Below are 13555 nucleotides of genomic sequence, written 5' to 3'. Positions count from 1 at the left end.
AGTCAACAGGAATCTTATTTTTACACTTCCTCAATGGCCGCTTAAGAAAAAATCTCCACTATACTATTGCAAGTCCAGTATTGGTAACAAGAAGTAAATTCTGATTTGGGAGGTGGTCCGGTTTATCGGCACACTGAATATGTCAGATTTGTATACTATTCCTGTTCAAACTGTTCAGGTCTTTGTAGCTCCGTGACAAATGCTTTCTTATCCTATCGTAACAAACCGCAATGAAGTGGAACGTTTCTGTATGCGCATCTTCTACTTTGCGACGTTAAAGGAGTTTGTTTTAGGCCGCACGTCCCAGCAAGTTATGTAGGTTCACTGTGCCGATTTATCAGACCATCTTAATTAGTCTTTCTTCAGGATAACCTAATTACTATTCAGTCTACAGAAATTTTTCGGGTATTCAAATAAAAGGACTGTGCTGCCAGACAGTTAAACCCTTGTTTTATCCTCTAAATAATTTGGCGCTTATTCATACAACCATGTAATATGGTGTATCCCCCATCATAACGCCATGTTATACAGCGAAATAACGACGTGAGGTTCTATTAAGACAAATGTTTATGTTACTTTCTACAGCCGTTAATTATTTATTCTCGAATCGATTAGTCCATTATCAACTAGTACTTTTTACCATCCTTATTGTCAGCGGTCTAACCAATGTTGTGAAAGCCCAGACACCTTCATTTACAACAGGTCAAATTGAAGAAGGAACGGGTTGTGATCGTCCATTTCCGGCAGTTGCAACGAATCCAGTGGATGGTAAAATTTATGGATTCTGGCAAAAAGGTGTGCAGGCTAATGGAGTTTACAAACTTTTCGTCTGGAATGGAAGCAACTGGTCGACTGTGGGCACCTTTACAACGGCAACAGGAACCGGATCGACGGTCAGGGTACCCAATTTTGATGGCGTTGCCAGTGGAGTTATGTTATCCATTGACGCTACCGGTACGTTTCATGTTGTATTTAATGGTTACCGTGGCGACCCCATAACGGGCACTAAAGGCATCTGGTATGGCGTAAGTCCAAACGGTACGTCATGGACATTTACCGAAATTCAAACCGTTCAGGACCTCAACGGCTTCACAACTTTAAATTTTTCCATTCTCGAAGTTGATAACAGTAACGTACCTCATATTGCTTGTCTGATACGTAACGAAAACGATCCACGTACATATACGCTACGTTATTTTCGGAAAAATGGTAATTCCTGGACGGGAGAGAACGCTTTTTCTCAGTCCGGAGGATTTCCATCGGCGAATGAAATAACCCGGCTTGATCTGGCCGTTGATGGGAATAATAAAGCGCACATCGCTTTTCAGCGGGAAACGAACGGGACAAGTCGCGACGGAGGCTTGTGGTATATTAATAATACGTCGGACAGTTGGTCAACGCCCACTGAACTGGCTCACGGTGAAACAAATCAGCAACAAGGCGAGACGATAACCATAGACACGGATTTGTCGAATAACATTCATATCATTTATTCTGACTATCAGGAAAATCTGTACCATGCCACGAATGAATCAGGAACCTTCGTCAAGAACAAGATCAATGCACTAACGGGTACTGTATTTCCTCATTCGCTTCGTTTTAACACTAATGGCGATAAGTTTTTTACCCTTAGCGGACTACGTTACGCGTATCAATTCAACGGAATAACCGGCGATGCTAACTGGACGAATGGCACTGCTTATACCAGCACCGGACAGGCAGGAAGTCTTTACACCGGGCTACTAACAACCGGCGGCCGGATTATGATGCTTTTTGATAACCTGCTTAGTGGCAGTTGCAGCAGTACGAATAGTCGAAATTTATGGTATGCTACGGCTCAAGTTTCTGTTCCAGTAGCGGCCCCAACCTTTACTCAACAACCCAACGCAACTTCTGCCTGCTCAGGGACTTCGGCTGTATTTACAGCTTCGGCAACAAACGCGACCAGCTTCCAATGGCAGGAGTCGACAAATGCTACGTTCACGTCTTTTACTACGTTAAGCTCATCAGGAATTTACACTGTTACGTCGGCTGGCTCATCCAGTACGTTAACCATTACGACCAATACGTCAGTAAATGGGAAATATTACCGGGCCGTAGCTTCGAACGCTGGAGGATCAATCAACTCCTCAGGTGCTACGTTAAGTGTTCGTGCAAAGCCCGACGTAACGGTTAATACACCTGCTGCGGTTTGTAGCCCGGCCACTGTGAATTTGACAACTGCACTTACAGCAGATATACCAAATTCTTCTTTCCAATATTTTACGGATGCGGCTGGAAATCAACCCGTATCCAGCCCGACGGCTGTATCGGTAAGTGGTACGTACTACGGTCGTGCCATCAGTCCTGCGGGATGTGTGTCAGATTTAAAATCAATATCGGTTACCGTGAACCCCCGGCCTACAGTTAGCCTGATAGCCAGTGGAAGTTTAAGTTGCGCTCAACCGACCGTTACGCTTACGGCCAGCAGTACGTCTACTGGTACATATGTGTTTAGTGGGCCTTCAGGCGTAGTGAACAGCACAAACGGGATCGCACAGGTTAGCCAGCCTGGTACGTATACTGTTACGTTCACAGCGGCCGGGGGAGCTACGGGTTGCACAGCCAGCAATACAATCGTTGTGAATGGAAATACTGAACTTCCTTCAGCCAATTTAGCGAACGATGGCCCGCTTAGTTGCACAAAAGTCAGTGTTACGTTGACAGCCTCCAGCCAGAATGTGGGAGTGCAGTATAATTTCAGTGGTCCGGGGAGTATTGTTCAAAACGGGAATACGGCCAGTATAACTCAGGCGGGAACGTATACGGTGACCGTGACCGGGCAGAATAGCTGCACTGCTACCGCTATAACCACTGTCAACAGTGATACAGCTTTACCCTCGGTCGGTCTGAGCAATGATGGTCCGTTGTCTTGTACTAAATCAAGCATAACGTTGACTGCCAGTGGAGGATCGACGTACCGATTTAGCACTGGAGCCAATCAGATTGGGGGAAATGTGGGGAACACAGCAACGGTCACTCAGGCGGGCCTTTACTCCGTTACGGTTATTAGTGGAAATGGATGTACAGCCGTAGCCTCTACCAGCGTAAGTGCAGATCAGGATGCACCCGCAGCTTCCTTGCAAAATAATGGCCCATTGACCTGTTCACAGACCAGTGTAACCTTGACGGCTTCAGGCGGGATTGCCTACCGCTTCGGTGGCGGGGCAGTTCAGATCGGCACGAGCCCAATGGCAACGGTAAGTGTTGCGGGCGTTTATTCAGTAACCGTGACCGGAGCCAATGGCTGTTCCGCTACGGCACAAACCACTGTTACCAGTAGCACAACGCTGCCAGCGCCTACCCTAACGGCCAGTGCTCTCAGCACGACCAATCAACCCATTTCTGTAACGGCTACTAGTTGTCAGGGCATGGTTTCCTGGTTACCTCAAGGGGGCGCAGGTGTGGCGCAAGGCAACATTTATACGTTCAGCCAGCCGGGGAACTACACATTGTCGGCAACCTGCTCGGTGGGCAGTTGCACCAGTCCTCCATCGCCTGATCTTGTGGTGATTATTCGGCCGGGCGGTTTTGCCATCACTTCGGTAACGATGCAGGCGTGTCAGTTGATTAATGCGGTCAGCGGGTTGTACCGAATTAATTTTACTCCGCTGTATAGTGGTCAAAATAGTAATCCTATTAGTTTTTCTATTGTCAATGAACTGTTACCCACGACTAATTCAGGCCCATATACGCTTACACTGTATAATGATAATCCGGCGGTCACTTTAGTAGCTGCTCAGTCGGGTAATGGTGAAGTCCGTTTTCGCTATAACTGGCTGGCTGCCTGTACAAGTGGAACTGTTCCAAACCGGCCACCTGTTACAACCGGTGTTCCAAGCCAAACGCTGTTGCAGGGCCAGGCTTATCAATTACAGCTAACGGATTATTTCAGTGACCCGGATCAACAATCGCTTACGTTTTCGGCCAATAACCTACCAAGCGGCCTTAGCTTAACAGGAAATCGTATCAGCGGAACTCCATCGGTAACAGGCGTGAGTACGGTTACCATTACAGTTCTTGACCCAGATGGTCTGTCAGCCAGTGCCACGTTTGTCCTGACGATCACTTCTCCACCAACTACCCCAGGGGGATTTGCAATTGCCGGGGTAAGTCTGGTAAATTGTACGGTGCTGACTCCTTATCAGCGTCAACTAAGCTTTAATCCCCAGTATACAGGTCTAACTGGCCAGCCTGTTAGTTTTTCTATTGTCAACGAGCTTTTACCCACAACCAATCCGGGGCCATATACACTTACGTTGTACACAGATAATCCCGTCATAAACCTGCGTGCCCAGCAGGGAAACACATTAGCCAGTTATGCTTACAATTGGTTATCTGCTTGTACAACTGCTTCACGTCAGGGAGCAAACATAGAAGCAGACATACTTAACGTAAACGTATTAGGAAATCCTGTTGAAGGCCAAACCGTTGAAATAGAGGTTACAGGAATTTCTGGACAGCAGTTTCAGGTCGAACTGATGGATTCCCAAGGTCGACAACTGCATCAGGAAGTAGTTAATCAGGCAAGTACCCGTGAGCGGGTACGTGTACCAATCCAATCTCTAAATCAACTTATTATTTTACAGATTAGCACGTCTACCCAGCGTCAAACTGTTAAGTTACTAAGCCGATAAACGGCTCTTAGATAACTCTGCCTATTGAACGTAGCACATGCCGTTAATCCAGGTGCTACGTTCAACTAGTCCACTGAAAAAGAGAGCGTTTCTATTTTCCGAGGACGTAGTAATTGCGATTCAAACTCAAATTTCACCAACCTATACTTCCTTATTTTAAGCCTGTAAGCATCTAACATACGTACCATTTATGAAACCCAGAACTTCCTTACGTACCGCAGCCTTTTTCGTTTTGTTCTTTGCTCTAGGCCATTCGATAGGCCATTTCACCCGTAAGGACACCAATGACCCTAAAGCAAGTGAGGTGCTACGTGCCATGGAAACGTACAAATTTCCTATTGGAATGCAGTTTCGGAGTTACGACGAATTCTATACGGGAATGAGCCTGAATATGACTCTAACGCTCATTACGTTGTCAATTCTGCTTTGGTTGTTGTCGAGTCAGACGGAAAATGCCTCAAAGAATACGACTCAACTATTGTATCCAATCTTACTTTGCCTGCTGGCTTTTGCGATCACAAGTTTCTTATATTTCTTTCTAGTTCCGGCCATTACGTCCCTGGCTGCGATTTTGTTGATTCTGTATGCTATAATCCGGCTTAAAAAGGAAGTTCATATACCAAATCAGTCAACAGTTAAAACTGCTTTAATTAGGTAATTACGGTACGTTTCACCTGGTATCAGGTAGCGTATGCATCATTATTTGAGGCAAAATAACGTAGCGAAATAGCCCTATACTGATTTAGTTACATAACACTTTTCGGCTGATCGGCCAGAACGTAATATGAATCGAATTGTTAGTGCTACGTTCATTCTCCTTGCGGTGATTTTAGGGGGCTGCGCACGGCAAAAATTCATATCGACAGCTCTTACGTCGATCATGGCGAATACAACGGTTATTTCGAATATATGTTACGCTAAAGCGGGGCAGACGAATTTGTATTTAGACGCTTACATTCCCGCTAAACAATTAGGACAAGACCCCTGGATCGAACTGTCGGAAAAGCGCAAACCCACACTGCTTTATTTTCACGGAGGGGGCTGGAGCAGTGGCGATAAACTATCTCGGTCATTGCTTTTGTTACCTTACCTCGAAAAAGGTTGGTGCGTTGTAACGGCCGATTATCGACTGCTGGGGCCAGGTAGTAACGTAGTAAACTGCATCCGCGACTGTCGTTCCGCGCTGGGATGGGTTTATGCCAATGCGGCTACGTATAAATTCGATACGACATGTATTGTTCTTTCCGGTGAATCGGCCGGAGCTCATTTAGCGTTAATGGCTGGGGGAGCTACCAATGACCAACTTTTGCAAGCTGATTCCGGGTTTGCAGCGCCCCCAAAAGCAGTTTCGGCTGTAATCAACTGGTACGGAATTACGGATGTTGAAAAGGCTGTTACGTTCTGGAATAATCCAGCGTATACGAAGCTTATTACTGGTGATGAGGAACCTACCAGCCAATTCTTCCAGCAGGTATCACCCATTCACTACGTTACTCAGAAAACACCACCTGTACTCAGTATCCACGGCGATCAGGACATCAACGTACCAATTGCGCAATCAGAAACGTATCACAGCGCTTTAGTAAAAATGGGTGTCGTCAATAAATTGATACGTATCCCCGGTAAGAAACACGGTAACTTTTCCAGCTCAGAATTTGCAAGAGTATTTGACCAGATTTTTCAGTTCCTTGAATCAATCTGGTCAAATCGATAGCCTTACAATACTTCACCCCTGAATTTCTCTACTTCAGTTTCGTAATCGTTCCCAGCGCGAATTGACTCAATTTGTAAGTTTTTCTTTGTAGCCAGACAGTTCGAGCGCAAGTTCCATAACGTACCGAATGGATGCGTTCTGAGCTGGGACGACCTTTCTAAAAGCCCTCATTTGGAAGGTCTTTGCTCCTCACGAATTGAATTTTAAACGCACAACAAAGAATGATTACGATGACTCCATTCCGGTCTATACCGGCCCACGAGCGAATTCAACTAATGGATGCTCTGCGCGGATTTGCGCTCTTCGGTATTCTGACGGTTAATATCTGGTCTTTTTCCCGTTACGAATGGCTGCCACCCGAACAACGAACCGATACCTGGCTCACTGACCTGCTGATGATTCTGGTTGACACCAAGTTCATGACAATTTTCTCGCTTCTGTTCGGAGCTGGGTTTTCGATTCAGCAGCAACGAGCTTCAGCGAAGGGGGTAAACTTCGTTCCTTATTACAGTAAACGTATGCTGATTCTGTTTTTAATCGGCTGCCTGCACGCTTACCTGTTCTGGTTCGGCGATATTATCCGTAGTTATGCCCTGCTTGGTATTGCTTTACTAGCTATTCGGTCGCTCTCTACCAAAGCGACACTACGGCTAGCACTGGTTTTTATCTGCTTTCTGACGCCGTTGGTATTTATCCTGAACGAGATGATAGGCATTCGCACGAATCCAGAGCAGGTTGATGGGATTCCGCTCCAAACATTCATTTACACGACGTTTATTCAGGGATCATACCCGCAGATTTTGCGCACAAACTGGATTATTGATCCCTGGCACAATTTCATTCAGGATATGCCCATCTCGTTAGTCGCTATGTTTGGACGGATGGTATTGGGTGTCTGGTTAGCCAGGATCGGTTTTTTTCGTAATCCAGCCGCACATAAACCGCTCATCAGAAAGTGGTTATGGTGGGGAGGAACCGCAGGTGTGGCGGGTAGCGTGGGTTTCTGGGCTATTCATAAAGGGCTGTTACCAATGGATGAACCGTATATGCTGGGCGTTATCTTTATCGTTGCAAGTTGTCTGGTACTGCATAGTTTATGCTACGTTGCCCTATTTGTAAAACTCTACACGGGCCTTTTGGGAGTGGGATTACTACGTTTTCTGGCTCCGGTGGGACGAATGGGGCTAACCAATTACATTAGTCAGACATTGCTTGCATTTGCAATCTTCTACGGAGCCGGAACCGTTGGAAAGGTTATGCCAGTGGCGATGTTGGGTTGGACATTTGCCATCTTTACACTGCAAATACTGCTCAGCCGTTGGTGGCTTAGTCGTCACGAATTTGGCCCGGTTGAATGGATATGGCGTCGCTTAGCCTATGCAGGAGCCGATACATCCAGGCTACATTCGCCGATTGAAAATTGATAACATACGTTACGTTATGATGACGCGGTCGCGTTGGTTGCAAGTTGGAGGAGCCGCTTTTATCGCCATTTTTTTAGGCACCTTCAATAGTGCGCCTTTGGTCGAATTAGTGCGCCAACCTGTCTATTACCGCGATATTATCATTACTCTATTCCAGGCCCTGCTCATCTTTACGTATATAGATCTCGTTACTATCTGGCTGAATAATCGGCTGAGTTGGCAGACAAAATTTATTTCGAGACTGGTTACTCAGATCGCGTTTGGATTGGGGGGCGCCACTGCGCTTGCCTATAGCTTCGCGTACCTTCATTATCGATTTATTGATTCAGAACACGTTTTTGGCACAGACTCTTTTTTAAAGACGGAATTTCCTGTTATCCTCCTGTTTATGCTTTTTATCAATAGTCTTTTCAGTGGGATTGCCTATTATCAGGAGCTTACGCAGAAAGAGCCGAATCAGGTAGAAACAGCTACAAAAGAAGCACAATTTGCTACTACGTTACTGGGGATTCAGGGCAATCGAAAAATAGCGGTACCCATTGATACAGTTGCCCTGATTAGCGTGGAGCACGGAATAACCTGGTTATTTACGTTCAATAATACCCGGTATCATCTGGATGAACCCTTGCAGAAAGTGGCGGAGCGACTCGATCCGGTCAAGTTTTTTCGGGTGAATCGTCAGCACATTGTACAGTTGGCGGCCTGCTTCTCCTACCAATCGGCTGATTTCGGGAAAATCAAGTTAACGTTGACTCCCCCTTTTACAACGGAATTGACAATCAGCCAAAAAACGGCCTCCACCTTCCGGAAATGGATGGATCGGTGAGTCGTTGGCAAGCTTATTCTTACTCCGCAAATGCAGTCCAAATCAGATTTTGCACAGACTGAATCGGAATGGATGCCTTTCCTGTAATAAGCGAAAAAGGATTGGAGTATCAACCGTATATTAAGCGACATAATCGTTTACTACACGGACAAATACATGAATTTAGAGAGTCAGATGAACCAAGATCGATCATTTCTGAAAATAGCTGCTATAGCTGGTTTCGTTACTGCTGTAACAACTTTTCTGCTTTGGCTGCTACCCAAGTTTTACGCACCACCGGCCACATTTGACGAAGGCATTCTTTTGCATAAAAACAGCGCATACCTGGCAAAGCAATGGGTTAATTTTCTTCATATTCCCTTCGCCTTGCTGGCTTATTTTGGCTTGACGGTTCTGCTGGTGAAACGACAAGCGGTAAAAGCCATTTTCGGCATGCTCTGGTTTGGCATCTGGGGAGCGGTTGAAATGAGCGGGGTCGCTATTATTCTGTTTTCGGTCAACTATAACTGGCGTACTACATACGAGACGGCTGATATGGCACAGAAAGTCGCTCTACGAACCAATATTGAGGGTTTTTATAGTGTTTGGGATAGTCTGTTTTTTGTCCTGCTGATCGCCTTTTTACTCGGTACGTTATTTTTTGGATGGGCTACGTGGCGGAGTAAAGGGCTCGAAAAAATACTGAGTTATCTGTTCTGGATGGCCGTTCCGCTAACTCTCCTTATCATATTGGATAATTACGCCAATCAATCCTGGGCTGGTCAACTGACTAAGGCTGTCTACCCTATCCTGCAACCCGTAAGCCGATTTATACTAGGATTATTTCTGTGGAAACAATCGACACGTATTGAAAAGGAACCTAGTAAAGAATTTGTTACGATTTCCTAGGGCACCTTACTTATTGTCAATTGTTCTGCTGGAAAAATCGAATGGTTTCCTGAATGATTTGCCGGGACCGTTCTGTATTATCCATAATATCGAAACCATGATGACCAGTTGGGTAATTAACGACTTGAACGGGTAAATTTGAGGACAAAGCATCCCGGACGAATTGGTCGATTCCGGCGTTAATTTCCGGTCGGTCCAAACCTGCTCGTACGACCAACGTTGGAATCGGCCGGGCTTGCGTTAGGGACGTAGCATCACCCGACCCTACTAAACCGTAATAAACGGCTAAACTTCGTATTAGCTGTTGCCCTCGAAGTAAAGGACGCAGGAAACGGCCACCCCACGAAAATAGTGCTACGTTGATACGCGACGTATCGATACCATAATTAACCGCCTGTTGACGGACAAATTTTAGCGCGGCTGCCAGGTCATCGGCTGCCAATGATTCATGCCCTTCATAAGCCCGGTAGTTGAACGTAACACCGACAAAGCCAGAAGAAGCGGCCAGACGACCAAAATCCTTGTAAGCCAGCCATTCTTTGGGATTGTGAAGTAAGTTGGGAGGGATACCTCCGTGTACGAAAACAATAACCGGAAGCGGTGAAGCCTTGGTTGAAGACGTTGGACGGTAGATGTCCATACGTAGTGGTTCACCATTCACTTCACGATACGTTACGTCTGGGACCACGGCTACGCCTGTTTGAGGAACGGTTAAAACCAACCCATGCTTTAACACCTGATTCACCCAGGGTGGGTCTTGCCGCTGAGCGGCCTGAGCATAAACTTCGCAGGAGCAAAATACGGTTACTAGTAATAGAGTCAATACGCTACGTTTCATGGATTTATAATTACTTGTTTGGGGCCTATACTACGTGGATAATGCCGTAATGGTAACTCTATTTATTCAGGCTGATTATTGGATAGGGTGATACGTTCAAAAGCGATGATGAACGTACTGAATCGGCTTTTGAAGAAGAGAATAACCAGCGAAATGTTGTAGAAGAAAGATCCCCTACTTCTACCCCATTATTTGTTCAGTTCGTATAAAATAACCATCAGGTTACGTAAAAGTGGAATGCTCTGGTAGGGCTTCCCTTAGCTTTGCGAAAATCTACATAACCAGTTCATAAACGTATCAGTTGTTATCCTAGAACCTGTTTAACTTTAATTCGAGCGCAGTTTTTGTCATGCTGACACAGGAAGCATCTTAAACTTTCCTCATTAGTACTTTAGGATGCCTCAAGATGCTTCCTGCGTCAGCATGACAAAAACACTCATTTTAGAATTGCGCCTGAAAATTTAAACAGGCTCCTAATCATTACATCAATGATTCGCTTTATCCTAGTGATTTACGTATTGTTTACATTGCATTTAACCGCATACAGTCAAACGACAGCAAGCTTTGCGCCGACTGAGGACGTTCATTATTACGATTTCTGGGCGGGTAATTGGCAAAAGTTGGTCGACGGAAAGATTGATACGGCGGCTGATTATTTCCAGGTTAAGCGAGGGGTACATGCCGCTTCGTTTGAGGAGAACTGGCGGATGGTGCTGGCCGCAAACAGAATTGTTTATGCGCAGGCTTTGCGGGCATGGGATCAAGCCACCCAGAAATGGATGTATACCTGGATTAGTGATACCGGTCTCTACCAGGTCTGGGAGGGTAAAAAAATAGGAAGCGATTGGTATATCTACCGGAATTTCAACATTGATGGCGATAAATACCTGTCTCGTCAAGCGTGGTTACCCGATGGTCCTGAACGCCTGATTCGCATTAGTGAAAAATCGTACGACGAGGGTAAAACCTGGCAGCTTCGTTTTAAAGAGTATTATCAGCGTAAGAAGGAGTCCCCCAATTCGATTAAATAATATAGCTCGCATGCTACGTGGTTTCCTTTTAACGGCTTGTCTTGGCCTCTCGTTAATTGCTCGGTCTCAACCGGATTTAATTCAGCAAATTCAGCAAGCCTATCAGGCCAATGCATACGATCGGCATATCGAACTCACTAAACGGCTGCTCACTGTTTCTCGTCATCCCCACTACCTGTACCAATTAGCTGAATCTTACGCTGGGAACCGCCAGCCAACTGAAGCGCTGGCTTTTCTTCGGGAATTGGCCGATAAACAGCTTCCGTATGCGATTTCTGCGAATCCGAAGTTTGAATCCTTACGCGCCAACCCAGCATTTGCTACGTTGGCCCAACGGTTTTCAGCCAATGCCCGGCCTGTGCAGCGGAGCCAACGGGCGGCTACCCTTACTGATAGTACGCTCATTCCGGAAGGTATTGCCCTTGACCCGGCTACGGGCGATACGTATCTAAGCAGCCTTTTTCAGAATAAAATCGTGCACTATTCCTCTGGCCACGAATACAATTTTACGGCGCAGAGGCAGGATGGACTATACGCAACATTAGGCATGAAAATTAATCCTGCCACCCAGGAATTATGGGTATGCAGCGCAGCGGACCGGGGCCCTGACAAGGGAAAGTCCGGTTTATTTCGCTATCAGTTGTCATCGGGAAAACTCATTAAAAAATACCTCGTTAGTAACCAACAGGCTACGCACCTATTCAACGATCTGGTTATTGGGCCTTCAAGTGAGGTTTATTTGACCGATAGTGAGGCTGGCCGTGTTTATGTTCTGAAGGACGGAGCCGACACCCTGGCACGCTTTACTGACGCCAACTTTATTTATCCGAACGGGATTGCCATTGATGCCGCCGGGAAGCATCTTTTTATAGCCGATTTTCGTGGACTTCATCGACTAGATCTTCCCAGCGGCCGTATGGTATCAATTAGCGATGGCGGGCGGACGTATTTGACCGGGATCGACGGGCTTTACTACACGGAAGGCACGCTGTTGGCTATTCAGGATAGTGGTCATCAGGACGACCGAATCGTGCGGTTCAGGCTGGATGCCGACCAACAGAACGTAGTAAACGCGGAAGTCCTGCAAACCACCCATCCCGATTTTGAGACCCCAACAACGGGTTGCCTCTATAAAAACGCCTTTTATTATATCGCCAACAGTCAATTGCGAAAAATCACGTCGGACGGTAAGCTAAGTGACCCCGCCAGCTTAAAACGCCCGATCATTATGCGTCTGAATCTATAGGCTAATATATGCCAGAGGGGTTACTTTTACGTTCGTATAATACAACGTAGTGAGCCCTTCAAATCCCGAATCCGTTCCTACAATAAGCCAAAGTTCTCCTGAATCATTCGTTTTTGCGGTGAAAATTTTCTCCTTATTATTTCGCTGAATCAAAGCATATTGGTCACTTTCATTATCAATTCCTACGTGACCCAAGGTGATTAAATCCTTACCTTCTGAAATAATATCGCCTTTGTCTAAATTTAAATTATAATAATCACCATTTTTTACTTTAACTGGTTCCGTGGATGAAGCGCCTGCTTTAAGTATCACACCTAGGCTTGGGGAAGCGCCAATACCAACGCTATTAACAGGATATTTAGAAGCCAGCTCTACTTCAAAAAGAAGCTTGTACTCTGTATTCGGTTGTAACCCCGAAATTTTTTTCTTGATGAACATAAACATACTAGCACTTCTATTTTGCCCCGAAACCATAAGTGCTTTTCGGTTTTTATCAAGAGGATCAGGCAAATTCTGTCGATCAGATTTAAACTCCATACTGTTTTCTTGAGCTACACCATAATCTGTAAAATCAGCGCTCCAATCTTCTATATTAGATTGAAAATCAGTAGAAGTTGACATTTTGTTAACCTCTGGATCAGGAACTTTCTGATCCTGACAGGCATAAATGAACGGCATAAAACATGCTAAAATCAACGCACTCGTTTTCATAACATAAATGGTTAATGATTAAAAAATTGATTTAACTAATGCTATTGATCGTTTATGATCGATAAGCGTTGTAAGCGCCATTAAAATATTTATGATTTTTCTTGTGCAATTGGAGGAATAATGATCGATTAGTTTCGATAGAATTTTACGTATATAAACTATAGGTGTGAAAAATTGCAAAGTCAATAATAATCATTTCTA

At 45.3% G+C, this 13555-nt stretch carries 10 protein-coding genes; 8 read left to right on the top strand and 2 right to left on the bottom strand.

What is annotated here, in order from left to right; genetic code table 11:
* Nucleotides 1-569: 569 nt before the first annotated feature.
* The 6 genes from IC229_RS33115 to IC229_RS33090 all read left to right on the top strand — a co-directional run bounded on the left by IC229_RS33115 (nt 570) and on the right by IC229_RS33090 (nt 9528).
* Entirely contained in the window at nt 570-4676 is a 4107-nt protein-coding gene (locus tag IC229_RS33115) for a putative Ig domain-containing protein (RefSeq protein ID WP_190892982.1), read from the top strand.
* Nucleotides 4677-4866: 190 nt separating this feature from the next.
* Entirely contained in the window at nt 4867-5334 is a 468-nt protein-coding gene (locus tag IC229_RS33110; protein ID WP_190892974.1) for an LIC_13387 family protein, read from the top strand.
* 126 nt (nt 5335-5460) lie between these two features.
* Nucleotides 5461-6390: an alpha/beta hydrolase gene (locus tag IC229_RS33105; RefSeq protein WP_190892972.1), complete on the top strand. Its 930-nt coding sequence runs from the start codon at nt 5461-5463 to the stop codon at nt 6388-6390.
* A gap of 221 nt (nt 6391-6611) precedes the next feature.
* Nucleotides 6612-7814 carry a DUF418 domain-containing protein gene (locus IC229_RS33100; protein WP_190892970.1) on the top strand — a complete coding sequence of 401 codons (1203 nt, stop codon included), beginning with the start codon at nt 6612-6614 and terminating at the stop codon, nt 7812-7814.
* Nucleotides 7815-7830: 16 nt separating this feature from the next.
* The gene (locus tag IC229_RS33095) at nt 7831-8640 is read left to right on the top strand and encodes a LytTR family DNA-binding domain-containing protein (RefSeq protein WP_190892968.1); all 810 of its coding nucleotides are present in this window, start codon (nt 7831-7833) and stop codon (nt 8638-8640) included.
* Nucleotides 8641-8814: 174 nt separating this feature from the next.
* Complete coding sequence (locus tag IC229_RS33090) at nt 8815-9528, top strand: hypothetical protein (RefSeq protein WP_190892967.1); 714 nt, start codon at nt 8815-8817, stop codon at nt 9526-9528.
* A 16-nt stretch (nt 9529-9544) separates the two neighbouring features.
* Here the strand turns inward: IC229_RS33090 and IC229_RS33085 are convergent, their stop codons facing one another.
* Entirely contained in the window at nt 9545-10366 is an 822-nt protein-coding gene (locus tag IC229_RS33085; RefSeq protein WP_190892965.1) for an alpha/beta hydrolase, read from the bottom strand.
* 488 nt (nt 10367-10854) lie between these two features.
* Here IC229_RS33085 and IC229_RS33080 point away from each other — a divergent pair, with 488 nt between their 5' ends.
* Nucleotides 10855-11397, top strand: a complete 543-nt coding sequence (locus IC229_RS33080) for a hypothetical protein (RefSeq protein WP_190892963.1) — start codon at nt 10855-10857, stop codon at nt 11395-11397.
* 10 nt (nt 11398-11407) lie between these two features.
* Nucleotides 11408-12643, top strand: coding sequence for an SMP-30/gluconolactonase/LRE family protein (locus IC229_RS33075; protein WP_190892961.1), 1236 nt, complete (start codon nt 11408-11410; stop codon nt 12641-12643).
* On the opposite strand, the gene IC229_RS33070 is transcribed toward IC229_RS33075, so the two are convergent.
* Nucleotides 12638-13354: a hypothetical protein gene (locus tag IC229_RS33070; protein WP_190892959.1), complete on the bottom strand. Its 717-nt coding sequence runs from the start codon at nt 13352-13354 to the stop codon at nt 12638-12640. The genes IC229_RS33075 and IC229_RS33070 overlap by 6 nt on opposite strands.
* Nucleotides 13355-13555 lie beyond the last annotated feature (201 nt).

It is taken from the genome of Spirosoma profusum, from assembly GCF_014699005.1.
GTDB classification, from domain to species: Bacteria; Bacteroidota; Bacteroidia; order Cytophagales; family Spirosomataceae; genus Spirosoma; species Spirosoma profusum.
Note: the sequence above shows the minus strand (reverse complement) of the source record. Positions and strands in the feature narration are given on the sequence as shown.

Coding starts and splice junctions, on each gene's coding strand:
- IC229_RS33095 (WP_190892968.1), top strand. CDS start 7,831: ATGATGACGCGGTCGCGTTGGTTGCAAGTTGGAGGAGCCGCTTTTATC.
- IC229_RS33115 (WP_190892982.1), top strand. CDS start 570: ATGTTACTTTCTACAGCCGTTAATTATTTATTCTCGAATCGATTAGTC.
- IC229_RS33105 (WP_190892972.1), top strand. CDS start 5,461: ATGAATCGAATTGTTAGTGCTACGTTCATTCTCCTTGCGGTGATTTTA.
- IC229_RS33110 (WP_190892974.1), top strand. CDS start 4,867: ATGAAACCCAGAACTTCCTTACGTACCGCAGCCTTTTTCGTTTTGTTC.
- IC229_RS33080 (WP_190892963.1), top strand. CDS start 10,855: ATGATTCGCTTTATCCTAGTGATTTACGTATTGTTTACATTGCATTTA.
- IC229_RS33075 (WP_190892961.1), top strand. CDS start 11,408: ATGCTACGTGGTTTCCTTTTAACGGCTTGTCTTGGCCTCTCGTTAATT.
- IC229_RS33070 (WP_190892959.1), bottom strand. CDS start 13,354: ATGAAAACGAGTGCGTTGATTTTAGCATGTTTTATGCCGTTCATTTAT.
- IC229_RS33100 (WP_190892970.1), top strand. CDS start 6,612: ATGATTACGATGACTCCATTCCGGTCTATACCGGCCCACGAGCGAATT.
- IC229_RS33090 (WP_190892967.1), top strand. CDS start 8,815: ATGAACCAAGATCGATCATTTCTGAAAATAGCTGCTATAGCTGGTTTC.
- IC229_RS33085 (WP_190892965.1), bottom strand. CDS start 10,366: ATGAAACGTAGCGTATTGACTCTATTACTAGTAACCGTATTTTGCTCC.